Source organism: Kribbella soli (genome assembly GCF_004331345.1).
In the GTDB taxonomy this organism is placed as follows: Bacteria; Actinomycetota; Actinomycetes; order Propionibacteriales; family Kribbellaceae; genus Kribbella; species Kribbella soli.
On the sequence record NZ_SJJZ01000004.1, the window covers coordinates 197,793 to 221,322 of the forward strand.

General features: G+C 67.9%; 20 protein-coding genes. 11 read left to right on the forward strand and 9 right to left on the reverse strand.

Going from position 1 to position 23,530, the window contains the following annotated elements; all coding sequences use genetic code 11:
* The first annotated feature begins 118 nt into the window (after nt 1-118).
* Nucleotides 119-2,245 carry an MMPL family transporter gene (locus tag E0H45_RS31780; protein WP_238155446.1) on the forward strand — a complete coding sequence of 709 codons (2,127 nt, stop codon included), beginning with the start codon at nt 119-121 and terminating at the stop codon, nt 2,243-2,245.
* A gap of 497 nt (nt 2,246-2,742) precedes the next feature.
* Nucleotides 2,743-3,183, forward strand: coding sequence for a YdeI/OmpD-associated family protein (locus E0H45_RS31785; protein ID WP_131344307.1), 441 nt, complete (start codon nt 2,743-2,745; stop codon nt 3,181-3,183).
* Here the strand turns inward: E0H45_RS31785 and E0H45_RS31790 are convergent.
* Nucleotides 3,170-6,175 carry a helix-turn-helix transcriptional regulator gene (locus E0H45_RS31790; protein WP_131344309.1) on the reverse strand — a complete coding sequence of 1,002 codons (3,006 nt, stop codon included), beginning with the start codon at nt 6,173-6,175 and terminating at the stop codon, nt 3,170-3,172. The two genes, E0H45_RS31785 and E0H45_RS31790, sit on opposite strands and share 14 nt — an antisense overlap.
* A gap of 92 nt (nt 6,176-6,267) precedes the next feature.
* Between E0H45_RS31790 and E0H45_RS31795 the strand changes: the two genes are divergently transcribed.
* Nucleotides 6,268-7,704: an Nramp family divalent metal transporter gene (locus tag E0H45_RS31795; RefSeq protein ID WP_131344311.1), complete on the forward strand. Its 1,437-nt coding sequence runs from the start codon at nt 6,268-6,270 to the stop codon at nt 7,702-7,704.
* A gap of 92 nt (nt 7,705-7,796) precedes the next feature.
* On the opposite strand, the gene E0H45_RS31800 is transcribed toward E0H45_RS31795, so the two are convergent.
* Both E0H45_RS31800 and E0H45_RS31805 read right to left on the reverse strand, forming a co-directional pair.
* On the reverse strand, nt 7,797-8,750 hold the full coding sequence (locus E0H45_RS31800; protein WP_131344313.1) for a hypothetical protein: 954 nt from the start codon (nt 8,748-8,750) through the stop codon (nt 7,797-7,799).
* Between the two features lie 114 nt (nt 8,751-8,864).
* On the reverse strand, nt 8,865-9,794 hold the full coding sequence (locus tag E0H45_RS31805) for an SMP-30/gluconolactonase/LRE family protein (protein WP_131344315.1): 930 nt from the start codon (nt 9,792-9,794) through the stop codon (nt 8,865-8,867).
* A gap of 111 nt (nt 9,795-9,905) precedes the next feature.
* Here E0H45_RS31805 and E0H45_RS31810 point away from each other — a divergent pair, with 111 nt between their 5' ends.
* Nucleotides 9,906-11,330, forward strand: coding sequence for a three-helix bundle dimerization domain-containing protein (locus E0H45_RS31810; RefSeq protein ID WP_238155447.1), 1,425 nt, complete (start codon nt 9,906-9,908; stop codon nt 11,328-11,330).
* Here E0H45_RS31810 and E0H45_RS31815 read toward each other — a convergent pair.
* Entirely contained in the window at nt 11,321-12,223 is a 903-nt protein-coding gene (locus E0H45_RS31815) for an SMP-30/gluconolactonase/LRE family protein (protein WP_131344317.1), read from the reverse strand. The genes E0H45_RS31810 and E0H45_RS31815 overlap by 10 nt on opposite strands.
* 76 nt (nt 12,224-12,299) lie before the next feature.
* Here E0H45_RS31815 and E0H45_RS31820 point away from each other — a divergent pair, with 76 nt between their 5' ends.
* From E0H45_RS31820 to E0H45_RS31835, 4 genes are all read left to right on the forward strand, one after another.
* The gene (locus E0H45_RS31820) at nt 12,300-12,734 is read left to right on the forward strand and encodes an Lrp/AsnC family transcriptional regulator (RefSeq protein ID WP_238155448.1); all 435 of its coding nucleotides are present in this window, start codon (nt 12,300-12,302) and stop codon (nt 12,732-12,734) included.
* A 74-nt stretch (nt 12,735-12,808) separates the two neighbouring features.
* Nucleotides 12,809-14,584, forward strand: coding sequence for an acetyl/propionyl/methylcrotonyl-CoA carboxylase subunit alpha (locus tag E0H45_RS31825; RefSeq protein ID WP_131344319.1), 1,776 nt, complete (start codon nt 12,809-12,811; stop codon nt 14,582-14,584).
* Entirely contained in the window at nt 14,584-14,970 is a 387-nt protein-coding gene (locus tag E0H45_RS31830; RefSeq protein ID WP_131344321.1) for a VOC family protein, read from the forward strand. The genes E0H45_RS31825 and E0H45_RS31830 overlap by 1 nt, the downstream gene beginning before the upstream one ends.
* Before the next feature lie 162 nt (nt 14,971-15,132).
* The gene (locus E0H45_RS31835; RefSeq protein ID WP_131344323.1) at nt 15,133-15,981 is read left to right on the forward strand and encodes a peptidylprolyl isomerase; all 849 of its coding nucleotides are present in this window, start codon (nt 15,133-15,135) and stop codon (nt 15,979-15,981) included.
* Nucleotides 15,982-16,044: 63 nt separating this feature from the next.
* On the opposite strand, the gene E0H45_RS31840 is transcribed toward E0H45_RS31835, so the two are convergent.
* From E0H45_RS31840 to E0H45_RS31850, 3 genes are all read right to left on the reverse strand, one after another.
* On the reverse strand, nt 16,045-17,211 hold the full coding sequence (locus E0H45_RS31840; RefSeq protein ID WP_131344325.1) for a glycoside hydrolase family 76 protein: 1,167 nt from the start codon (nt 17,209-17,211) through the stop codon (nt 16,045-16,047).
* A gap of 111 nt (nt 17,212-17,322) precedes the next feature.
* Nucleotides 17,323-18,507, reverse strand: a complete 1,185-nt coding sequence (locus E0H45_RS31845) for a SpoIID/LytB domain-containing protein (protein ID WP_131344327.1) — start codon at nt 18,505-18,507, stop codon at nt 17,323-17,325.
* Nucleotides 18,504-19,880 (reverse strand): peptidoglycan recognition protein family protein, encoded by a 1,377-nt coding sequence (locus E0H45_RS31850; RefSeq protein ID WP_131344329.1) that lies wholly within the window; start codon nt 19,878-19,880, stop codon nt 18,504-18,506. Before E0H45_RS31850 ends, E0H45_RS31845 begins: the two co-directional genes overlap by 4 nt.
* Before the next feature lie 161 nt (nt 19,881-20,041).
* Between E0H45_RS31850 and E0H45_RS42625 the strand changes: the two genes are divergently transcribed.
* Nucleotides 20,042-20,890 (forward strand): hypothetical protein, encoded by an 849-nt coding sequence (locus E0H45_RS42625; protein WP_165546669.1) that lies wholly within the window; start codon nt 20,042-20,044, stop codon nt 20,888-20,890.
* Nucleotides 20,891-20,942: 52 nt separating this feature from the next.
* Here the strand turns inward: E0H45_RS42625 and E0H45_RS31860 are convergent, their stop codons facing one another.
* Both E0H45_RS31860 and E0H45_RS31865 read right to left on the reverse strand, forming a co-directional pair.
* A complete protein-coding gene (locus E0H45_RS31860; protein ID WP_238155450.1) occupies nt 20,943-21,839 on the reverse strand; it encodes a hypothetical protein in 897 nt (298 codons plus the stop codon).
* A gap of 21 nt (nt 21,840-21,860) precedes the next feature.
* Complete coding sequence (locus tag E0H45_RS31865) at nt 21,861-22,094, reverse strand: hypothetical protein (protein WP_131344333.1); 234 nt, start codon at nt 22,092-22,094, stop codon at nt 21,861-21,863.
* Between the two features lie 143 nt (nt 22,095-22,237).
* On the opposite strand from E0H45_RS31865, the gene E0H45_RS31870 reads away from it, so the two are divergent.
* Nucleotides 22,238-23,146 carry a hypothetical protein gene (locus E0H45_RS31870; RefSeq protein ID WP_238155451.1) on the forward strand — a complete coding sequence of 303 codons (909 nt, stop codon included), beginning with the start codon at nt 22,238-22,240 and terminating at the stop codon, nt 23,144-23,146.
* 53 nt (nt 23,147-23,199) lie between these two features.
* Entirely contained in the window at nt 23,200-23,529 is a 330-nt protein-coding gene (locus E0H45_RS31875; protein WP_131344335.1) for a hydrogenase maturation nickel metallochaperone HypA/HybF, read from the forward strand.
* Nucleotide 23,530: the final 1 nt, after the last annotated feature.

Below are 23,530 nucleotides of genomic sequence, written 5' to 3' on the forward strand. Positions count from 1 at the left end.
ATTAGGCCTGGACGTTATGACCGGGGTGTTTCCACGTAGTCATCTTGTTGTTACGTCGCCGAAACGGCTCCCGCACACCCATCGGCGGGTGGTGAGAGGTTCCGGGTACTGTGCCCCCGTGAATCGGTGGAGGTGGAGGGCGGGGATCGCCGCCGTACTGATCATCTGGCTCGTGCTGGGCGCCCTCGGCGGACCGGCGGTCGGAAAGCTGAGCGAGGTCCAGCAGAACGACAACGCCAATTTCCTTCCGAAACAGGCCGAATCGACGGTGGTCGCCAACGAGACCGCCAAGTTCGTCGACTCCAAGGCCCTGCCGTACTTCGTCCTGGTCGAGCGCGAATCCGGGATCACCCCGCAGGACCAGGACAAGGTCAAGGCGTTCGCGGCCACGATCCCGACGCTCGAGATCGGGGACGGGAAGAAGCTCGGCGACTACCTGGTCGCTCCGGTCGCCGCCGCGACCCCGTCGAAGGACGGGAAGGCCTTGTTACTCACCGTCCAGACGAACGGCGACCGCGCCGACGAGGTCGTCAAGGAGGGCCAGACGGTGCTGTTCGCGGTCGCGGACGCACTGCGGACCGACATCAAACAAGACCTCACACCGACTGGTCTGCAGGTCTTCGTGACCGGTCCGGGCGGGGTGTTCGCGGACTTCGTGGTCGCGTTCAGCGGGATCGACGGGATCCTGCTCGGGGTCGCGCTCGCGGTCGTGTTCGTGATCCTGCTGATCGTGTACCGCAGCCCGATCCTCCCGGTCGCCGTACTGCTCACCGCGATCTTCGGTCTCGCGCTCGCCGCGCTCGTGGTCTATCCGCTGGCGAAGAACGGCGTACTGCAACTGAACGGCCAAAGCCAGGGCATCCTCTTCATCCTGGTCGTCGGCGCGGCCACCGATTACTCGCTGCTGCTCGTCTCCCGTTACAAAGAGGAACTGCACGACTACGACAGCAAGTACCAGGCGATGCGGGTCGCGTGGCGAGCCTCGATCGAGCCGATCGCGGCCAGTGCGGCGACGGTCATCCTCGGTCTGCTCTGTCTGCTGCTCTCGCAGCTCGGCAGTACGAAGGGTCTCGGGCCGGTCGGCGCGTTCGGGATCGCCGGTGCCCTGATCGCGTCGATGACGTTCCTGCCGGCGATCCTGCTCGCGTTCGGCCGGCGGATCTTCTGGCCGTCGATCCCGCGCGTCGACCACGTGCACTCCAGCGACCAGGTCGGCGGGCGCCGCCTCTGGGGACGCGTGTCGGGCCTGGTCGGCCGGCGTTCCCGGCAGGTCTGGGTGATCTCGGCGCTGGCCTTGCTCGCCTGCGCCGCGTTCCTGCCGACGTTCAAGGCCAGCGGTACGTCGCAGGAGGACCTGTTCCTGAACAAGGTCGAGTCGGTGACGGGCCAGGAGCAGCTGGCCAAGCACTTCGACGCCGGAGCGGGTACGCCGGTGCAGATCCTGACCCCGGTCGCTCTGGCCGATCAGGTGGTCCAGACCGCGACACAGGTCGACGGTGTCGGCGGCGCCTCCGCCTCGGCCGCTCCCGGCGTACCGCCGAAGGTTGTCGACGGCAAGGTACTGGTCCAGGCCACCTTGAAGGTGCAGGCCGACTCACCGGATGCGACCAAGGTGGTCAAGCACCTGCGGACCGAACTGGACAAGGTGAGCCCCGACATCCTCGTGGGCGGCAACACCGCGATCAACCTCGACGTACTGGACGCCGCGCAGCGCGACCTGCGGGTGATCATCCCGACCATCCTCGCGGTCATCTTCGTCGTCCTGATGCTGCTGCTGCGTTCGCTGGTCGCCGCGATCCTGCTGGTCATCGCGAACGTCCTGTCGTTCGGCGCGACCGTCGGCGTCAGCGCGCTGATGTTCAACCACGTCTTCAAGTTCCCCGGCGCCGACCCCGGCATCCCGCTCTACGCGTTCGTCTTCCTAGTTGCCCTGGGCATCGACTACTCGATCTTCCTGATGACCCGGGTCCGCGAGGAATCCCAGGAACACGGCACCAGACCCGGAATCCTGATCGGCCTGGCCGTCACCGGCGGCGTCATCACCTCCGCCGGCGTAGTCCTCGCCGCGACCTTCTCCGCCCTGGCCGTCCTCCCCATCCTCTTCCTGGCCCAAATAGCCTTCATGGTCGCCTTCGGCGTCCTCCTCGACACCACCGTCGTCCGCTCCCTCCTGGTCCCCTCCCTGGCCCACGACCTAGGCAAGAAGGTCTGGTGGCCCAGCAAACTCGCCCAACAACAGCCGTAGAGCGGCCTTTCGCCCGCCGAGCAGAAGATGGGTTATCCGGCTCTTCTGTCCATGACGGAGATCAGTGGGAAGAACTCCTGCCCGATCCGCGCCAACCCCAAGAGCGGGGAAACAAAGTTGCATATAGCGACGTTTTCTCTCCCCGCCACGACAGCCCACGCGGCCTCACGCCGAGTCGTGGCGTTCGGTTACCCCTCGAAACCGCGAGTCGTGAATCGAGGCCGCAGCTGACCGCCAAAACCCACGACTCGACGCCCCGGTCCCACCGACAGACCTGGCGAAGAACGGATATCCCCTTCAATGGTGGGTTCTCTACTGATACGCGAGGGGAGGACCCTGAACGCGAGGGGTTATCCATCCCCGTGACCGACGACCGGCCACCCAACTCAGCCCAACCGACCCACACATGCATCACAAGAGCCGGTTATCCCCTCCTGTTACCCGCGGGGCGAGGTGGGATCTGTCGGCGTTGGTGGAGGCCTTTGTACCGTGGCGCTATGGAGACGTTCGAGGCTCGGATCTTGGTCAACGACGGCGGGGGTGCCTGGGTTGAGGTGCCGGGGGACGTGGTTGCTGCGCTGGGTGGGGGTGGGCGGATTCCGGTGGTGGCTACGTTTGACGGGGTGGGGTATCGGGGGTCGATTGCGTCTATGGGTGGGTGTATGGCGTTGGGGGTGCTGAAGAGCATTCGTAGCGAGTTGGGGAAGGGGGACGGGGACGCGGTGACGGTCACCGTGGAGCGGGACACCGGTGAACGGGTTGTGGAGGTGCCGGAGGATCTTGCGGCGGCGTTGGCGGAGGCGGGGTTGCGGGAGGCGTTCGACGGGTTGAGTTACAGCCATCGGCGCGAGCATGTGAACGCGATCGTGGACGCCAAGAAGGCGGAGACGCGAGCTCGGCGGATTGCGAAGGCTGTGGAGATGCTCAGGGCCTCTTGAGGGAGGCCAGTTCGGTGCGGTTGGAGACGCCGAGTTTGGCGTAGACGTGGGCGAGGTGCGTCTTGACCGTGCCGCGGCTCATGAACAGGCGTTCGCCGATCTCCGGGTTGCTGAGGCCTTCGACCGCGAGAGCGACCACCTGTTCCTCGGTTGGCGTGAGGCTGGCCCATCCCGACGACGGGCGGCCGCGGGCGCCGCGGGTACGCCGGGCATACGCGACGGCCTCGTCCAACGGGAGCGGTGGCTCGTCCATACCGCTCGCAAGCTCTGGGAGGTCGGGCGGTGTTGCCAGGCCGAGCTCTTTGCGGGCGGCGGCTGCGGATGCGGACAGGCGGGTTGCGTCGGTCGCGCGGTTGGTGTGGATTGCCAGTAGAGCAAGGGATTCCAGGCTGTCGATGACGTACGTGCGCAGGCCGTGGTCGACGCGGATCGTCAGCGCCTGGTGCAGGAGGTCTGCCGCCTTGTCCGGGTGTTCGGTGATCGCGATCCGGCCGAGTTGATCGAGCGCGTCAGCCAGGATCCGCGGGAGGTTGTAGCGACGCGCCAGCTCGGCCGCGCGTTCGAGCAGCTCGGGCGCGTCCTGTCCGCGGGCACGCTTCGCAGCGGCGACGGTGGGGAGCAGCATCGCGGGTGCGAACGTCCCCGCGAGCGGACTGTCCGGCGCGGTGTCGCGGGCCAGCCACTCGACCGCTGCGTCGTACTCGCCGCTCCAGAACGAGATCAGCCCCATGACTTGACCGAGATTCGGTACGACGGCGCCCGCCGTGTCGGCCAGCTCGAGCAGTGGCCGCATCAACTCGCGTGCTTCGTCGAGTCGGCCCGTCCTGGCCAGCACCGACGCCAGTTGCCCGCGGGCGGTCCCGACGCGGTGGAAGTCGGCGAGCGGTTCGGCGGCGGCGAGGGCGCGTTCGGCGATCTCGACCGCCCGCAACGGTTCACCGGTGGAGACCAGGCTCTCGGACCAGACGGTCAGCACGGTCGAGGCGATACCGCGTTCGCCGCTGGTGATCAGACCGTCGGCGGCGCGATCGAGCAGCGGGCGGAGGTCGTCGTGGCGATCCCACAGCGAGAGCAGTACGCACTGCAGGGCGACGTTCGCGTTCCGGGCCGATTCGTCGCCGATCCCGTCGGCCAGCCGTACGCCTTCCGCCGTCAGATCCCACGCTTTCTGGAAGTCGGTGAAGAACTCGCCGACCGCGACCAGTGCGAGGAACAGCGAACGCAGCCGGTCGTCATCCAATTCGGTCGCGAGTTCGAGCCCGCGGCCCGCCGCGTCGTACCCGAACGGGTCGACGGTGTCGGCGACGGTCGCGTACCCGTAGAGCAAACGGGCCTGCAGCAACGTTCTGTCGTCCGGCGCGCGATCGATCGCGCGCCGCAGGTAGCCGATGCCCTCGTTGCCGGTCGCCTGCAGGTTCCACAGCCACCGCAGCGCCGCGGCGAGACGCCGGCCGCGTTCCGGATCGTCCGCGGAAAGTCCGTTTTCCAGCGCGGCGCGGTAGTTCTCGCGATCCGGTTCGATCAAAGCGCGCCACGCGTCGCGATCCTTGTCCAGCAAGGGTTCTGCGGCCTCGGCGACCTCGAGGAAGTGGTCGAGATGCCGATCCTGTACGTCGTCGTCCGCCGTCAAACGTGTTCCGGCGTACTCGCGGATCGTCTCCAGCAGCCGGTACCGCCCGCCCTCGGCGACGACAAGCGATTTGTCGACAAGGCGCGCGAGAACGTCCAGTACGGCGCCGCAGACGGCCGATGCTGCGTCGAGGGTGAACCCACCGGCGAAGACCGCCAGCCGGCGGAAGACCTGACGCTCGTCCTCGTCGAGCAGGTCGTAGCTCCAGTCGATCGACGCGGCGAGAGTGCGCTGGCGTGCCGCGACACCACGAACGTTCTTGGTCAGCAGACCGAACCGATCGCTCAGACCTGCCAAGATCTGTTCCGGCGTCAGCGTGCGGACCCAGGCGGCTGCCAACTCCAGGGCCAGCGGAATACCGTCCAAACGCACGCAGATCGAGCGGATCGCCTGGTCCGACTCGGGTTGCGCAAGACCGCCGGCGCGCTCGAGGAACAGCGCTCGTGCTTCGTCCGGAGCAAGTGCAGGTACGCGCCAGATCGCCTCGCCGGGCACGTCCAACGGCTCCCGGCTCGTCGCGAGGACGGAGATCTCCGGGCAGCCGGTCTGGAGGGCGACGACGAACTCGGCGACGCCTTCGATGATCTGCTCACAGTTGTCGAGGCAGATCAGGGCGCGTTTGGTACGGAGCTGCCCGATGAGCAGGCGGTCACCGGCTTCGACCAGGAGACCGATCGCGGCAGCGACCGTCTCGGGGATCTGCGTACTGTCGGTGACAGCGGAGAGGTCGACCCACCAGACGCCGTCCGGCCAGCGTTCGGCCAGTTGCGCCGCGGTCTGCGCAGCCAGTCGGGTCTTTCCGCTACCGCCCGGTCCGGTGAGGGTGACGAGGCGACTGCCGGAGAGCTGGGTACGGAGCGCTGCAACCTGGGTCTCCCGGCCGACGAAGCTCGTGAACATCACCGGCAGGTTGTTCGGCACGCCGTCCAGGGATCGCAACGGCTCGGCGGTGGAGGTGAGCTCGAAGACCCGCTCCGGCGAACCGAGATCCCGCAACCGGTGCATGCCGAGATCGATCACATCCGTGAGTCCGGCGGCGGTTGTTGCGGTCAGCAACGTCTGTCCCGGATTGGCGATCGCCAGCAAATGCTCGGCATGCCGGACGGCCTGGGTCGTTGCCGGTGCGGTGTGCAGGACGATCCGGAGCAGCTCACCAGCAGGCACCTGGGAGGCTGCGTCCCGGAGCGACTGCGCTGCGGAGGTCGCGTCGAGCGGGTCGGCGTACACCAGGACGGGCCATCCGGCGTCCCGGCGTACCAGCTGCTCCCCCGGCAACTCGGCGGCCAGGCCGGCCAGTCGCGCGTAGGCGGGTGCGCTGGCGGCACCGGCGTACGACGCGATCAGGACTGTCACCCCACCCATGCACGTCAGTCTGCCATTCGGCTGTGTCGGGTCGCCCTTGTCGACAGTATTCGCTACCCTCCCGAAAGGGGGTCGAGGAAGTGAGGAGCCTCATGGCGGACACCAAGTCGACTGACCACGGACGATTCGCGCTACCGACCAAGAACCTGCCCGCACCGCAGGTTCGCGACCTTCCCGAGCCGCCCACCAAGACCTGGAAGATCATCGGCCCCGGCATGGTCGGCGCCGGGGTCGGGCTGGCCTCGGGAGAATTCATCCTCTGGCCCTACATCTCCAGCCAGGTCGGCCTGGTGTTCCTCTGGGGCGCCGTCGTCGGCGTGGTGGTCCAGTGGTTCCTGAACATGGAGATCGAGCGGTACACGCTGGCAACTGGTGAGACAGCGTTGACCGGCTTCAACCGGTTCGGGAAGCACTGGGGCCTGTTCTTCGCGATCATGACGTACTTCGCGAACCTCTGGCCGGGCTGGGCAACGAGCTCGGCGAGCATGCTCACGTACCTCTTCGGCGCCGGCGACCCGCGCTGGATCGCGATCGCCATGCTGGTAGTGATCGGCGCGATCCTGACCCTCGCGCCGGTCGTCTACGTGATGCTCGAGCGGCTCATCGCGGTGAAAATCGCGGCGGTCGCGCTGCTCGTAATCCTCGCGCTCGCGTTCGCGATCCGCGGGAAGACGTACAGCGCGCTCGGGGACGCGGTCACGCACCCGCAGTTCCCGGCCGAGCAGCTCGGGTTCGCGCTGGTGATGGGAGCGATCGCGTACGCCGGAGCGGGCGGCGGCCAGAACCTCGTGCAGAGCAACTGGATCCGGGACAAGGGTTTCGGGATGGGCGTGCACGTGCCGCGGCTGACCTCACCCGTGACCGGTGAGACCGAGGCCGACCCGACCGCCAACGGCTACACGTTCCCGCCGAACGACGAGAACCTGGCCCGCTGGAAGCGCTGGTGGAAGTTCGCGAACATCGAGCAGGCCTCGACCTTCGTGGCGATCACCGTGGTGACGATCGTCTTCACCTCGATGCTCGCGCACGCCACCCTGTTCGGCAACAGCGCCGTGAAGAACAACATCAGCTTCCTGAAGATCGAGGGGACGACGCTGCAGACCCTGGTCGGTGACTGGTTCGGCTACCTGTTCTGGGCGATCGGCGCCTTTTCGCTGTTCGCCGCGGCGGCCGGCATTGTCGACTACACGTCCCGGCTGGCAGCCGACATGGTCAAGGCACGGTACCTCCGGGAGTCGAAGGTCTCCGAGTCCAAGCTGTACTTCTGGCTGGTCTGGGGCCTGGTTGCCTTCGGCATCATCGTCCTGCTGGCCGGTCTCACCCAGCCGCTGGTGCTCCTGGTGATCTCCGCCTGCACCGCCGGCACGATGATGTTCGTCTACTCCGGACTGCTCTGGTGGATGAACTCGAGGGCCCTTCCGCACGCCATCCGGATCCCCACCTGGCGCTCGGCCGTCCTGTGGTTCTCGTTCCTGGCCTTCGGATTCCTGGCCGTCTTCACCATCATCGACCAGGTCAAGAAGCTCTGAGAACCGGCCGTCAGCCGAGGAAGCCGACGACGGCTTCCTCGGCTGCAGTCGCTGGTCGGCCTGGGCCGCCGCGTCCGAAGCGAACGGATTTCTCAGGACCGCACGACCACGCCACCCCAGCGCGAGGCGTGGAACGGCACGGTCGACCGGCAGTCGGCGATCGGCGCCGGAGGATCGGACCAGCCCCACAGCCAGCCGACGCGATCGATCGCGCCGTCCTTCAGGGCGAAGGACACCGGCTTGCCGATGCGGGCGGGATCGGTCGATCCGGTCACGATGCCGGTTGTCATCGCCACCGGGCCGCCCGTGGCCAGGCAAGTGAGCTTCCCCTCGACCTCCGTCGTACCGGCTTCGACGAAGCGGAAGCGGCCTCGGACCTGCGTCGGGTCGCTACCACGCGGCACGTGCGCCGCAAGTTCGAAGCGCATCGGCTCGCCCGGACCACCGGTTGCCGCGGCAACCGTGGTGCCACCGTCCGCGGCTGCCTGCAGGCTGACCGTCGTACCGTCACGCCCGGGCCCCGGCGAGTCCGCGGCGTCATCGACCCGGAATCCTCCGTCGGTCAGGACGAAGCCCGGCGCCGTGCCTTGGAGCGGATCCACGGGTGCACCGAAGAAGCCCCACATCCAGCCGATCCGGTCCTGCGATCCTCCGTCGTACACGGTGAAGCTCACCGGTTTCCCGACCATCGCCAGTTCCAGGCCGGGGTGATCTGCAACCTCGATCACGCCGGTCGCCACGGCCACCTCGTCCACGGCCTTCAGACTGGTGAGGCGGCCACTGAACTCGGCCAGCAAGCGCCCGTCCGGCTTGCGATGGACGACGTGGAACGACCCGGAAGGATGCAACGGATCGGTCGCTCTCCCGTCGATCTCGAACCGGACCGGATCGCCCTCGAACGGCCTCCACTCCGGCCCGAGCGTGCCGCCGCCGGCGCCGGTGACGCTCATCTCCCCGGCCAGGTTATTGCTGACGGCAAGCGACGGTGAGGCCGTGCCCGCGACGCCCAGCAACGACAGCACGACAACCCACAACAGCGAACGCACCTGAACTCCTCCTCGACCGGTTCACCCGATGTGTACCGGCCAGGTCGAGGTTTCCATCCGCCGCAGTGGCTCGCCTCCCTCCAGGGAGCGAACAGGCTCCCCCGGTCGGGGGAATCAGACGCTTGGCCCGTAGGCCTCCGGGGCGCCGTTGACGGTGGTGAAGAGGGAGTAGACGGACGTGGTCGCGGTCAGGAACAGGCGGTTGCGTTTCGGGCCGCCCCAGGTGAGGTTGCTGACGGTCTCGGGAACCAGGAGTTTGCCGAGCAGCGTGCCGTCGGGGTGGTAGACGTGGACGCCGTCCGCGGCCGACGCCCAGACGCGGCCCTGGGTGTCGAGGCGGATGCCGTCGAAGATGCCGTTGCCGCACTCGGCGAACAGTTCGCCGCCACTCAACTGGTCGCCGTCGACGGTGAAGACGCGGATCGTCCCCTCCTCCGAATCGGTGATGTAGAGCAACGACTCGTCGAGTGCGAACGCGAGCCCGTTCGGCCGGTTGAAGTCGTCGGCGACGCGGGTCAGCCCACCGTCCGGCGCGACCCGGTACACGTGGCAGCCGCCGGTCTCGATCTCGCCCTTGTACCCCTCGTAGTCGCTGTCGATCCCGTACGCCGGATCCGTGAACCAGATCGAGCCGTCCCGCTTCACCACCACGTCGTTCGGGGAGTTCAGCCGCTTCCCGTCGTACTCGTGGGCGAGCACTGTGATGCCGCCGTGGTGCTCGGTCCGCGTCACCCGCCGGTTGCCGTGCTCGCAGCTCACGAGCCGGCCCTCCGTGTCGCGGGTGTGGCCGTTGGTGTTGCCGGCCGGGTGCCGGAAGACGGAGACCTGGTACGACGTCTCGTCCCAGCGCAGGATGCGGTCGTTCGGGATGTCGCTCCAGAGCAGGTACCGGCCGGCGGCGGAGTACACCGGGCCCTCGACCCAGCGGCCGCCGGTCCACAACCGTTCGAGGCGGCTGTCACCGCGGATCCCGTCGAACCGGTCGTCCAGCTTCTCCCAGACGGCCGGTGCGGACCCTGCCAACGGTTCGAGAATTCCGGTCATCACGACTCCTCCTGATTGTGGACCTCTCGGACGGAAGGATATGCGTGGCGCCGCAACGGGGGCACCGAGGTACAGCGCCGGAGTCAGTCACCGTGATGTGGAGAACATCCTTTGAAGCTCGACACCGTCCGTGAAGACAAGGCGATCGAGAACCTCACCAGCAGGCTCGCCGAGTCCTTCGCCGACATCCATACTCCCGAAGACATCGAGACCGCGATCCGCACCGCCCGCGAGTCCTTCGCCGGCGACCCGGTCCGCGACTACGTACCAATCCTGATCGAACGCATAGTCCGCGCCGAACTCGCCCCGAAACCGGAGGCCGAAGAGCAGCCCGACGGACGCGACAAATGGACCAGACCAGCCGTCGCCCTGGAAGCCGGCGACGCCGACGGCGGTACGCCGACCACTCCCGCCGGCCCCGGCAACCCACGCCGCCGGATCCCGATCGCGATCCCGGCCGCCGTCGCCGGCGTGCTCGTGGTGGCGACGATCGCAACTGTGATCGCCGTCCGCAACGGTGACGACGTTCAGGCGCAGACCGGGCTGACCACCGTCGGTGGTGTGATCGGATCCGAGAAGCGCGCGTTCTTCGAGGATCCTGATGTGAAGGCCGCGCTCGCCAAGCACGGTCTCGAGGTGAAGGTCGACACCGCCGGGTCGCGCGAGATCGCCACCTCGGTCGATCTCGGCAAGTACGACTTCGCGTTCCCGTCCAGCACCACAGCGGCGGAGCGGATCCTGCAGCCGGCCTCAGGACGCCCGGCCGTCAGCGGCAAGAAGTACTCGGTGTTCTCGTCGCCGATGGCGATCGCGACGTACCAGCCGATCGTCGACCTGCTGTCCGCGACCGGGATCGCCAAGCAGGTCAACGGCATCTGGTACTTCGACGTTCGCAAGTACGTCGACCTCGCGAAGGCGAACTGGCGCTGGACCAACGTCCGCGGCAACACGACGTACCCGGTGAACAAGCGGATCCTGATCACCACCACCGACCCGCGCACCTCGAACTCGGCGGCGATGTTCCTGTCGATCGTCAGTTATGTTGCCAACCACAACAGTGTGGTGGAGAGCGCGGCGGACGAGCAGAAGGTTGTGCCGCTGGTCGCGCCGCTGTTCGTCAACCAGGGCTACACCGACAACTCCAGCGAAGGTCCGTTCGACGACTACCTCTCACTCGGCATGGGCAAGTCGCCGATGGTGAACATCTACGAGGCGCAGTTCGTGGAGGCCGCCGTACAGCGCAAGCTCAAACCCGGCATGGTGCTGATGTACCCATCGCCGACCGTTCAGTCCAAGCACACGCTGATTTCATTGAACGGCAACGGGGAGAAGCTCGGCGAGCTGCTCTCCACGGATGCCGAGCTGCAGCAGCTCGCGGCCCGGCACGGGTTCCGGACCGCGGACAAGTCGCAGTTCGCGAACGTCGTCAATCAGTACGACGTACCAGTCGCCAAGGACGTCATCGACGTCGCGGACACCCCGACGTACGACGCCCTCGAGCGACTGCTGGACGCGGTGTCCAAGTCCTACCGCTGAGCGGTCGACAACCAGGACCACACCGATGTGGTCGCGGTGATGAACAGGCGGTTGCCCTTCGGGCCGCCGAACGTCAGGTTGGACACGATGTCCGGCAGCAGCAGCTTGCCGATCAGCGTGCCGTCCGGGTCGAAGCAGTGCACCCCCTCGTGCGCCGCCGCCCAGACCCGGCCGGCGCTGTCCAGCCGGATGCCGTCGAACATCCCGCCCTCGCACGGCGCGAACACCTCACCCCCGGTCAGCTTCTCGCCGTCCACGTCGAACCGGCGGATGTGTTTGCCCGGGGTGTCGACGACGTACAACTGGCGCTCGTCGCGGGAGAACGCGAGGCCGTTCGGGCGGGTGAAGTCGTCCGCGACCACCGTCAGCGCGCCGTCCGGAGCGATCCGGTAGACGTGGCAGCCGTCGATCTCCTGCTCGGCGGCGTACCCCTCGTAGCTCGAGGTGATCCCGTACGGCGGGTCGGTGAACCAGATCGAGCCGTCGCTGCGCTCGACCACGTCGTTCGGGCTGTTCAGCCGCCGGCCGTCGAGGTGCGAGGCGAGGACCGTGCGGCTGCCGTCGTACTCCGTTCGCACCACCTGGCGATCGCCCTGCGAACAGCTGATCAGGCGGCCGGCGCGGTCGATGGTGTTGCCGTTGACATGGCCGGACGGCTGACGGAACACGCTGACCTGGCCGGAGAGCTCGTCCCAGCGAAGCAACCGGTCGTTCGGGATGTCGCTGAACACGAGGCAGCGCCAGGCCGGCGAGTACGCCGGTCCTTCGAGCCAGCGGCCGCCGTCGTACAGGCATTCGAGGTACTCGTCGCCCGCGATCTTGGTGAAGCGCTCGTCGAGCACCACGAGTTCGGCCCGGAGCCGCTGCGGCGCGGCGTTGAGTGTGATCGTCATATGCGGAACGCTATCCTGTCGCTGACAGCTCAGACAGAACTAGGTTTGGTTTGTGACCGATATGACAATAGATGATGTGGATCGTGGCTTGCTGGCCGCGTTGCAGGAGGACGCCGGGCAGTCGTACGCCGCGCTCGGGCAGGCGGTCGGGCTCTCGGCCGGATCCGCCCACGAACGGGTCCGGAAGCTGAAGGCGGCCGGCGTGATCCGGCGTACGACGGTCGACGTCGACCCGGCCGCGGTCGGACTCGGCGTACTGGCGTTCGTCATGCTCGAGTCAGGCGCCTGGATGGGCGACGAGCCGACCCTCAAGGCGTTGCGGACGATCCCCGCGGTCGAGGAGGCGCACATCATCGCCGGGCCGGCGTCGGTCCTGGTGAAGGTCCGGACGGCGACCACCGAGGACCTGCAGGCGACGCTGCGTGCGCTCCATCAGGTGGACGGAGTGACCAGCACTCAGACAGTCGTGGTCCTGGAGACCTTCTTCGAGGGACAACCCACCGTGCTGTGATCGTGGTGTGAGCAACACCCTCCCCGCAGGACGGCTGCTTGACCCTAGACTCGGGCCAGCCGAAGGGAGTCGCTGTGTCCGACAGCTTGCAGATCACCAAGGTGCTGGTCGCCAACCGGGGCGAGATCGCCGTCCGGGTCGTCCGCGCCGCCGCCGACGCGGGGCTGGGCAGCGTCGCCGTGTACGCCGACCAGGACCGGGACGCGCTGTTCGTCCGGCTGGCCGACGAGGCCTACGCGCTGGACGGGTCGACCCCGGCCGACTCCTATCTGAACATCGGCAAGATCCTGGACGTGGCGGCCCGCTCGGGCGCGAACGCCGTACATCCGGGCTATGGCTTCCTGGCCGAGAACGCCGAGTTCGCGCAGGCCGTGCTGGACGCGGGACTGATCTGGATCGGGCCGCCGCCGTCGGCGATCGACTCGCTGGGCGACAAGGTCAAGGCGCGGCACATCGCGGAGAAGGTCGGCGCGCCGCAGGTCCCTGGTACTCCGGATCCGGTTGCAGGAGCCGACGAGGTGCTGGCGTTCGCCCAGGAGTACGGGCTGCCGATCGCGATCAAGGCGGCGTACGGCGGTGGCGGGCGCGGAATGAAGGTCGCGCGGACGCTGGAGGAAGTGCCGGAGCTGTTCGAGTCGGCTGTGCGTGAGGCGACAAGTGCTTTCGGCCGAGGTGAGTGCTTCGTCGAGCGGTACCTGGACAAGCCGCGGCACGTCGAGACCCAGTGCCTGGCCGATGCCCACGGCAACGTTGTCGTGGTGTCGACGCGGGACTGCTCGCTGCAGCGCCGGTACCAGAAGCTCGTCGAGGAGGCGCCGGCTCCGTTCCTGTCGCCCGAGCAGCTGGAGCTGCTCTACTCGTCGTCGAAGAAGATCCTCCGCGAGGCCGGGTACGTCGGCGCCGGGACGTGCGAGTTCCTGGTCGGCCAGGACGGGCTGATCTCGTTCCTCGAGGTGAACACGCGGCTGCAGGTCGAGCACCCGGTCTCCGAAGAGGTCACCGGCATCGACCTGGTGCGGGAGATGTTCCGGATCGCCAACGGCGAAGAGCTCGGGTACGACGACCCGGTGGTCTCGGGGCACTCGATCGAGTTCCGGATCAACGCCGAGGACGGCGGGCGCGGGTTCCTGCCCGCTCCGGGGACGTTGACGCGCTGGCACGCTCCCTCGGGCCCGGGGATCCGGCTCGACGGCGGGTACGACCAGGGCGAGACCGTGCCGGGCGCGTTCGACTCGCTGGTCGCGAAGCTGATCGTCACCGGGCGGGACCGGACGCAGGCGCTGGAGCGGTCGCGACGGGCGCTGCGTGAGTTCGTCGTCGAGGGCATGCCGACGGTGATCCCGTTCCACGCCGCGGTCGTCTCCGACCCGGCCTTCGTCGGGACGGACGGGTTCAAGGTCCACACGCGGTGGATCGAGACCGAGTACGACAACCAACTCACGCCGTACGACGGCCCGACGGCCGAGGCGCCGTCCGATACCAAGCGCGAGAAGGTCACCGTCGAGGTCGGGGGCAAACGGCTCGAGGTCGTCCTCCCGGCCGGGCTCGGTGCGATCGGCGCCGCCCCTGCCGCCGGCGGGTCGAAGAAGAAGCCGTCGCGGCGGGCAGGCGGCACGAAGAACTCGGCCGCGTCCGGCGACTCGCTGACGTCGCCGATGCAGGGCACGATCGTCAAGATCGCCGTCGAGGAAGGCGCGACGGTCGCCGAGGGCGACCTGATCGTGGTCCTCGAGGCGATGAAGATGGAGCAGCCCCTGAACGCCCACAAGTCCGGCACCGTCACCGGCCTCAGCGCCGAGGTAGGCGCCACGGTCTCGGCCGGTGCCGCCATCTGCGAGATCAAGGACTGATGACCGGGGAGGGCGGGGCGGCGGAGCTGCCCTTGCCGGTGGTTGACGCGGTCGCGTTCGACTCTGCGGATCCGGACGCGCTGGGGAGGTTCTGGCAGGCGCTGATCGGGGGCGAACTCCGCCCCGATCAGCACGGCGTGACCGAACTCCGCGGCGGCACCGTCCGCCTGGATTTCGCCCAGGTCCCCGAAGGCAAACAGGTCCGCAAGAACCGCGTCCACCTGGACCTCTACGTCCCCCCGGACACCAAGGACCGCTCCATCGCCCGAGCCCTGTCCCTCGGCGCCACCCGAGCCGACGACATCTACGACGGCCCCCTCTGGCAATGCCTCAGAGACCCCGAAGGCAACGAATTCTGCCTCATCTGGGGCGCCGACCACCCGTAGTGGTAACCCCCCTCGGCGACCGGGAACAGGCTATTGCCTATCCCGAGTCACCAGCGGGTGTTCCAACCGCACCGAGACCTCACGATTCGGGTGGATTGACAGACAGTTCTCAGGTTTTCGCTGTAGGTTCCCTGCAGGTGTCTCGGTGAGGAGGGTTTCTGCATGTCCAAGAAGACCCATCAGCAGCAGCTGGCGGCGCGGAAGGCGAAGCGGCAGGCTGAGCGGGAGGTCGAGCGGCGGCGACAGCGGCGGAATCTGGGGATCACCGTGACCGCGGTCGCGGCGGTGGTCGTGGTTCTCGTCGGGGTCTTCGTGGTGTTCGGGGTGGCTGGCGACGACAAGCCGGCCGCGTCCGCCTCGGCCGCGCCGGAGAACAAGCCGGCCAGCATCCCGACCGCGATGGCACCGGCCCCGAAGCGCGCGACGCCGCTCGCGTCCGAGGTGAACTGCGCGTACAAGAAGTCCGCCGAGCCGGCCGCCAAGAAGGTGAACCTGCCGGCCGAGGGGAAGACCAAGGCATCGGGTACGTCGAAGGTCAGCCTGAACACGTCCATCGGCGACCTGCAGCTCACCCTCGACAGCGCGCTCGCGCCCTGCACGGTGAAGAGCTTCCTGAGCCTGGTCGGCCAGAAGTACTTCGACAACACCAAGTGTCACCGGCTGACGGTCGGTGAGGGCCTGCAGGTGCTGCAGTGCGGCGACCCGACCGGGAGCGGCTCCGGCGGGCCGGGCTACAGCTTCGCGGACGAGGTGTACCCGACGCTGAAGTACGGCCGCGGCGTCCTCGCGATGGCGAACTCCGGCGCGAACACGAACGGCAGCCAGTTCTTCATCGTGTACGGCGACGCCTCCGGGCTGACCCCGCAGTACACGGCGTTCGGGATGATCGACGAGCCGAGCGTGAAGCTGATCGACAAGGTCGCGGAGGCCGGCGTCACGCCGCAGAACGGCCCCCAGGACGGGACGCCGATCACGCCGGTGGACATCAAGTCGGCAACCGCCGCCGCCTGACCCACAACGTCCGAAGAAGTGTGGGTGCGAGCCCTCACTTCTTCGGACGTAACGGTGTGGGGGTCAGGCGAGGAGGTGGTACTGCGAGCGCGGCCACGCCAGCAGTGCGTGGACCTGAGTGATGCCGGACTGCTGCAGGAGCTCGACCGATCCCTCGCGGAACTTGTAGAGGTTCGTCGCGGGGTCGCGCGTGGTGTTCCAGTTGTAGTCGGCGTACGACTGCATCGCCTTGCGGTAGCGGGGATCCGGCGCGACCGAGTCCAGGATCAACAGGTTCTTGAACCAGATCGAGTTGAACGCCGCACCGTTCTTCGCCAGGATCTCAGGCGTGTTGTAGAACGCCAGCGAGGCGCTGGCGACCGACTTCGCGTCGCGCAGGTACTGGACGTTACCCGTTGCCTTGAACAACAACACGCCGGCGCCGAGCATCACGCCTTGGTTGTAGCTCCACTGCGTCTTCTCGATGTTGCCGGCCAGGTCGATGTGGTCCCAGTACAGACCGTTCGGCGCCAGCATGCAGTCCTGCGCCCACTGGTACATCCGCTGCGCCCAGGTCAGGTACGACTTGTCCCGCGTCAGCAGGTACAGGTGGGCGCCGAGTTCGGCGCCCGGGCCGTTCGACACCGTGTTCCGGTCCTGGCTCCACGGCGCCTGGGTCCAGTACACGCCACCGGCGCACGGGTGCGACGGGTCCGTGTCCCAGCCGTGGACGACGAGCGTGAAGATCTCCTTGGCACGAGCGAGTGCAGCACGGTCACCAGTCCGCTTGAACCGCTGGATCAGGTTCAGCCCGATCCACTCGTTGTCGTCGTAGAACTTGTCGCCGCCCTGACCGTTCGGCGGCCGGACGTACGAGTCGTACCCGGTGGGCGTCGTCCCGGCGTTCCAGTAGAACTCGTACGCCGCAAGCCGTCGATCGGCCTCCGCCGAGCCCTTCCGGCCCGCACCCGGTACGCCGGCCAGGTCCTCCGCCGCGATCGCCGCCTGCGAGTACGGCCAGACGTACGAGTACGGGTTGCTCTGCGTGTTCGGGTACTCCTCCAGCAGCAGCCCCTTGCCGGCGTCGAAGTACTTGTTGATCGCGTCGTACGACGCACGCGCCCGAGCGGCAGCGGTCGGGTCGGTCCCGGCCTCACCGGCACTGGCCGTGGTCATGTTCAGCGAGCCGAGGACCGCGACCGCGAGCACTCCGGCGGCCAGACGAGTTGATATACCAATCTTTCTGCGCATCGACCTGCTCCTCCTGGGCGGTGGTTGACAGCGATGTCACGTTTTAATCGGCACAAGGACGCCCCGTCAATGCCTCAGCCAGGAGGCACTCGGAGAGGAACAGTTGGTATATCAAGGAGTTCGGGCCGGGAAACTGATCCATGCGGACCGCAGGTGGAGCCGGATCCGCACCTGGTCGGCCGTCAGCACCCGCTTCCCGCGCGACCCGGCCGCCTCGACGGTGAGCGCCCGGCCGCCACCCGGGCCGACGCCGGTCCGCTTCAGGACCCGGACGTAGCGGATCGACCCGACGTCGAAGACCGCCTGCATCTGCGCGGCCGTCCGGGTCACCGTCCACGACACGTTCGGGTTCCCGTTCTTCGGGTACGCGTCCCAGCCGTCCGCCTTCGTGATCTGGTACGGCGCGTCACCCGCCGCCGTCGCCCCGCCGTTCGACGAGGAGAACTCCGCGATGATCGGATTTCCCTTGTACAGCCGGACCTGTCCCGCGGTCGCCGCGATCGCGTTGTTCGTCGACGTTTCCTCCGAGTCGTACCCGCCGTACACCTGGCAGGACGTGGTGTCGCACAAGTCGTAGGCTTTCCGCGCCGCGCGCGCCCGGTGGAACACCGAATAGGTGCGGGCGGCAACGGCCTGCGCCTGCAACGCGGCCGGCCGCCAGCTCGACACCGACTCCCGAGGTACGACACCACGCAGGTAGTACTCGAGCGGCAGCACGTTCACCGTGTCCAGATGCGTCCCGGACACGTCGATCGCCCGCAGCGCGCCGCGATACCGGCGTACGGCGCCACTCGGCAGGACCAGCCCGATCACGGCCGCGCCCTCGAACTGCGCCATCCCCGTGAACGTCTTGTAGAGCGTCCACTTCCGGGCTTTCGCGTCGTACGAGCTGATCTTCGTGCCGTGTTCGCCGTTCGGGTCGATCGACCACTGGTTCCGGGTCGATGCCCTGGGCAACGGGTAGACCTTGCCGGTGGCCATCGAGCGGACCGCGAGCCCGCTCACCGCGCCGACCCGCACGCCGTCGGTGGTGTCGGCGCTGACCCGGACCCGAATGCTTCCGGTCGCCTTCCCGGTCGTCGTCCCCGGGTAGTAGAAGTCGAGGATCTGCTTCGCCGGCTTCCCGGCCAGCGCCGCACCCTGCGCGCCGTACTGCGACAGTCCGCGGCCGTGCCCGAATCCGCGGCCGTTGATCGTCGTGTCCGGCGCCGCGGCCGGTACGACGTCGCGCGCCTGGGCGGTCGCGCTGATCACCGTGGACGACAGAACTACGGCCGCGATGGCACGTCTTCTCATGATGATCTCCCGTAGACAAGGTGGACCTGACGGTCACGCCGGTCCCAGACGAGCCAGCCGCGCTGGAACTTCTGCCGCGATCCGCCTGCGACCTGATAGGCGTCCGTGATCGGCAGCCCGAGCCGCGCGCTGCCTGCCCCGAGCCGCCGGTACCGGGTCCGGAAAGCGCCGGACGTGGAATGCGGGCCGGTGGCAACGGAGTAGAAGACGTCGCGGGTGCCGAAGTACGTCGCCCAGCCGGTCCGGGTCCGGTGCTCGCCCCAGAACGGCTGGCCGAGGTTCCGGAAACCGAGTTTCCGTGCGTACGCGTAGATCGGGGTCGAGAAACTGCCGCTCATCAAGGTGTTCACACGCTGCTTCAGCCAGCCGAGCTTGTTGTACAGCTGGGTTCCCGGGCACGCGGTCGCCTTGGTGTCGCGGTGTCCGGAAACCGTGTGCAGGCGGCTTCCGTCGAGCACGATCGTTGCCAGTGGCGACCGGTAGTTGGCGTCCAGTTTCCACGCGATCACGCGCGCCGTGGACTCCAGCATCGCCGGCGGTGGCGCGGTCTTCTCGAAGTTTCCGATCACCGCGACGCCGAACGAGTTCGCGTTGAACGACGACGTGTGCGCGCCGAGCACCGGCAGCTGTGCACCGCCGTACCGCCCCTCGAAGACGCGGCCGAAGCGGTCGACGAGGAAGTTGTACCCGAGGTCGCACCAGCCGCGGCTCTTCACGTGGTACGCGTACATCGCCCGCACCATCGCCGGGACCTGCGTGCGGGTGTAGTCGTTCCGATCGGCGGTGTGGTGGACGAACGCCGCCAGCACGGTGGTCGTGTACTTCGGCCGCACACACGAGGCACCGTTGTACGCACGCAGTCGCTCGTCGGCGCCCCAGCGTTTCCGGCTCACCATCAACGGCATCGGGTACGGCGCCCTGCTGGCCGCCACTTCGACGCCACCCGGGTCCTCGGAGTCGGAGCTGAGCACGCCGGGCTGGATCAGAACCACCTTGGCGTCGGAGACCGCGCCGGCAGCAGTCACCGCACTCGCCTGCACACCCGTGGCATTACCGACCCACAACGGCTCGGTGCCGGCCCGCTCAATTCCTTCGGGATCCGATGGATCGGGACCGTGATCGTCCTCGATGTGCATCGGCTGCCAATCGGTCCATTGCCCGTCGCGTTGGACGCGAACCTTCGCCGTCACTCCCCCGACGCCTTCGGGCCAGGTGATACCGACCATTCCGAACGGTGTGGTTTCGGCTTGGACGGACGGCCCGTTGAGCGGGATCTCCTGGTACGACGGATCAGGAGCGGGATTGTCGTGCGGTAGCGGGACCAGAGCAGCCGCCGTCAGCACGAGCGGCAGCAGTCGCGCGGTCTTGCCCATGAACAGCCTTCCGGCGCGGGGACGGACAGTCGCTGGGCGGCGCGCTCCTCGATTATGCGCCGACGGTGACCGCTTTCCGGGGATTACGTCACCCTGCGTGGCGTCGCCGATCTTGAGGGATTGGATAGGCTCTCCCTAAAGCCCCCGAGAGAGGCCCGACAATGGAATTCATCCTGATCATCGCCGTGGCGGTGATCGCGGTCCTGGCGTACCGCTCGTACCGTCGGACCCAGCTGCAGACCAAGCAGCAGCACGAGATCACCGCCGCCGAGCTCGAGTCGGTGAAGCGGACCGCTGACGAGGACATCACCCGGTTCGGCGAGGAGCTGCAGGACCTCGACCTGGACATGGTCGGCAAGGACCTCGGCGACGGTGCGCGGCAGGACTACCAGCGCGCGCTGGACTCCTACGAGTCCGCGAAGCAGGCGGTCGGTCAGGTCACGCAGGCCGACCAGATCAAGCACGTGATCGAGATCCTCGAGGACGGCCGGTACGCCGCTACCTGTGTACGCGCCCGGGTGAACGGCGAGCCGTTGCCGCAGCGCCGCCCGTCCTGCTTCTTCAACCCGCAGCACGGTCCGTCCGTGGAGGACGTGATGTGGGCGCCGCCGGGTGGCGCGCAGCGTGAGGTGCCGGCCTGTGCGGCCGACGCCGAGCGGGTCCGCGCCGGCGCCGAGCCGGACGTCCGCAAGGTCATGGTCGGCCCGCAGCGGGTGCCGTACTGGGAGGCCGGCCCGGCCTACTCGCCGTACGCGCAGGGCATGTTCGGCGCGCTCGGCGGTGTGATGACCGGCATGTTCCTCGGCACGATGCTCGGCGGCATGTTCGCCGGCGGCGGGTACGGCGACTTCGCAGGCGGCTACGACGGCGGCGGCGATGGCGGAGGTGACGGCGGTGACGGCGGCGGTGACGGCGGCGGCGACTTCAACCCGTTCGACGGCGGCGGCGACGGCGGTGGCGATGGCGGCGGCTTCGACTTCGGCGGCGGAGACTTCGGCGGCGACTTCTGAGAACGCGACAGGGCCCCGGTGACCAACTGGTCGCCGGGGCCCTGTGCTGTGCTCACTCGCCGAACAGCGGGGCGTTCCCCTCGGCGGTGTTCAGGAAGTAGATCGGGTCCTTGAAGTCACCGGGCACCTTGCCCAGGCCCTTGATCACGGTCGAGGCACCGTTGGCGTGGCCAACGGCGTACAGGTACGCCGAACCGGTGTCCTTGTCGATCCCGGCGAGCAGCGTGCTCTGCGTGCCGCACTTCTCCGCGACCAGGTACTCGAAGCTCTGCCAGGTCGAGGTGCGAACCTTCTTGACGACCGGCGCGCCGGTGACCGGGATGTGGATCGTGTAGAGCGCGCCACCGTTCGTCGTGGCCAGGAACGTGTCGTACGTCGCGGTCTCGCTGATCAGCGCCATCGTCTTCACCGACGAGTAGCCCGGCCAACGCGTCACGATTCTGCCCCCCGAGGTGTACCGGTAGAGCACCCCGTCGCCGCGCAGCCGGTAGTCCGCACTCCGGCTGGTCTTGCCCCAGTAGTACGACGTCTCGATCGCCTTGTAGCCGATGTACCCGACGCCGCGGGACTTCAGCGAGGTGAACGGCTTGCCCGTGGAATCCACGCCGTACGAGCCGCCGTACAGGGTCCCGCTGACGATCACGTTGCCGTACACCGTGTAGTCCGCCCCGACGCCGAGCGAGTCGGTCCAGGTCGACGCGAGCTTCGCGAGTCCCGGGGAGAACATGTGCGGGCCGGTCGACCGCTTGACGGTGGCCGGCGACGTCGCGGTGACCGAGGCGTTGGCCATGTCACCGCCGGCCGTGATCGAGCCGAGGTTGATCGAGCAGGCGGCGGCCGCGGCCGCGGTCGCAGTGCCGGCTGCGGTCGCGGTGCCGGCCGGCAATGCGGCCAGCCCGCCGAGCAGCAGAGCGGAGGCCGCCGCTGCGGTGGCCCGGTTCAGTTTCATCGAAATGCCTTTCAGGAGTTGTTATTCGCCGTTGCGCGGCGATGCGTCGTCGAGACGCCACAGTGAGACGAGGGGGTCCTTGAAGGTGCCGGGGACCTTGCCCAGGCCCTGGATCACGGTCGAGGTGCCGTTCGCGTGCCCGACGGCGTACAGGAGCCGGCCAGCGGCCGCGGTACCGGGGGCGATGGTGGCCAGTGTGCCCAGCAGTACGACGGCCATTGCGGCGGTGGAGGCTCGTCTCAGGTAGCTCTTCACACCTCAGACGATGCAGCCTCCGCCGCCGAAGTTGCGTTATCCAGCGACTTTGATGGGGACGGACTGCGCCTTGTCCCGCAACTTTTCCGTCGGCGGCCGTATCGAGTTGATCGAGAAACCTTCTCCGAAAGGACCTGCCCGATATGAGTCTCCTCCGCACGTCCGCGGTCGCCGCCTCCGGCGTACTGCTCGGTGCGCTCGTCGCCGGCCCGGCGAGTACGGCGGTCGCCGCCCCCACCGCGACGTCCGCGGCCACCGCCGCCTGCACAATGACCGTCGGTTCCGTGACCAGCGGCGGCGACATCGGCTACTCGAACATCACCGCCTCGGCGCCGGTCACCGCCCAGCAGGGCACCGGCGTCCACATGTTCACCCCGGGCATCACGAAGATGAGCACGACCTGGAGCCTCGGCCCGAAGTCGAGCTCGGGCCAGCTGACCTCCGGTGAGGTCATGCTCAACACCTCGCTCTACAACGCGTGGTACGGCACGGACGGCAACGGGAAGCCGGTGACCGGGTTCAGCAACTCCGGCAAGAACTACGGCGGCTACAACTACATGGAACGCACGTCGTACTGGCCGTCCAACCTGCTCGTCTCGACGTACCGGCTGCGCAACGACGGCGTGCTGTACCGCTTCGACCGCCAGTGGACCGACTTCCCCTACGACATCGTCACCCGCTTCAACGGGTTCGCGGCCGTGAAGACGATGGCGCTGATCGGCGAGACGAAGACCTACGACACGTTCCTGGCCAACACCCGCGGCGGTGCCCTCTACACGATCCGCATCCCCCGCGCGGCCGGCAAGCTGCCGATCGTCACCAAGATCCGCACCTCCACCTGGCAGACCTTCGAGAGCCTGGTCGCCGAACGCTGCGGCACCCAGAGCACGCTGCTGACCGCGATCGACAAGGACACCGGCAACGCCTACCTGTACGCCGTGAGCCACGGCGCGGGCGTCATCAAGGGCCTCGGCAAGGTCCCTGGGACCTACAAGGACCCGGCGTACTACCTGCGCACCACGGACGCGACCGCGCCGCTGTACGGCGCGTGAGCCGCTGACCCGAACGGTTGCCGGGCCGGATGGCCCGGCATACCGTCGGGAGCGTGCACGAGCTCGCCATCACGGAGAGCATTGTCGATGCGATCGTCGAGAAGATCGGCGACGGACCGGTGGCCGCCGTCCGGCTGGAGATCGGCCGACTGTCCGGGGTGGTGACCGATTCGATCCGGTTCTGCTTCGGGATCGTGGCCGTCGGGACCGGGCTGGACGGCGCCCGGCTGGACATCGACGAGCCGCCCGGGCGGGCGTACTGTCGGGACTGCCGACGGGAGTTCGCGCTCGACGACCCGATCATGCTGTGCGACTGCGGCAGTGCCGATCTCGACATTCTGGCCGGTCAGGAACTGCGGATCGTCTCGGTGGAGGTGCGTTGAC

Excerpts from the sequence above, each read along its gene's own strand:
- E0H45_RS31815 (WP_131344317.1), bottom strand. The coding sequence starts at position 12,223 with ATGACGATCACACTCAACGCCGCGCCGCAGCGGCTCCGGGCCGAACTC.
- E0H45_RS42625 (WP_165546669.1), top strand. The coding sequence starts at position 20,042 with ATGGAATTCATCCTGATCATCGCCGTGGCGGTGATCGCGGTCCTGGCG.
- E0H45_RS31830 (WP_131344321.1), top strand. The coding sequence starts at position 14,584 with ATGACCGGGGAGGGCGGGGCGGCGGAGCTGCCCTTGCCGGTGGTTGAC.
- E0H45_RS31795 (WP_131344311.1), top strand. The coding sequence starts at position 6,268 with ATGGCGGACACCAAGTCGACTGACCACGGACGATTCGCGCTACCGACC.
- E0H45_RS31805 (WP_131344315.1), bottom strand. The coding sequence starts at position 9,794 with ATGACCGGAATTCTCGAACCGTTGGCAGGGTCCGCACCGGCCGTCTGG.
- E0H45_RS31785 (WP_131344307.1), top strand. The coding sequence starts at position 2,743 with ATGGAGACGTTCGAGGCTCGGATCTTGGTCAACGACGGCGGGGGTGCC.
- E0H45_RS31840 (WP_131344325.1), bottom strand. The coding sequence starts at position 17,211 with ATGCGCAGAAAGATTGGTATATCAACTCGTCTGGCCGCCGGAGTGCTC.
- E0H45_RS31860 (WP_238155450.1), bottom strand. The coding sequence starts at position 21,839 with ATGAAACTGAACCGGGCCACCGCAGCGGCGGCCTCCGCTCTGCTGCTC.
- E0H45_RS31790 (WP_131344309.1), bottom strand. The coding sequence starts at position 6,175 with ATGGGTGGGGTGACAGTCCTGATCGCGTCGTACGCCGGTGCCGCCAGC.
- E0H45_RS31850 (WP_131344329.1), bottom strand. The coding sequence starts at position 19,880 with ATGGGCAAGACCGCGCGACTGCTGCCGCTCGTGCTGACGGCGGCTGCT.
- E0H45_RS31845 (WP_131344327.1), bottom strand. The coding sequence starts at position 18,507 with ATGAGAAGACGTGCCATCGCGGCCGTAGTTCTGTCGTCCACGGTGATC.
- E0H45_RS31870 (WP_238155451.1), top strand. The coding sequence starts at position 22,238 with ATGAGTCTCCTCCGCACGTCCGCGGTCGCCGCCTCCGGCGTACTGCTC.
- E0H45_RS31835 (WP_131344323.1), top strand. The coding sequence starts at position 15,133 with ATGTCCAAGAAGACCCATCAGCAGCAGCTGGCGGCGCGGAAGGCGAAG.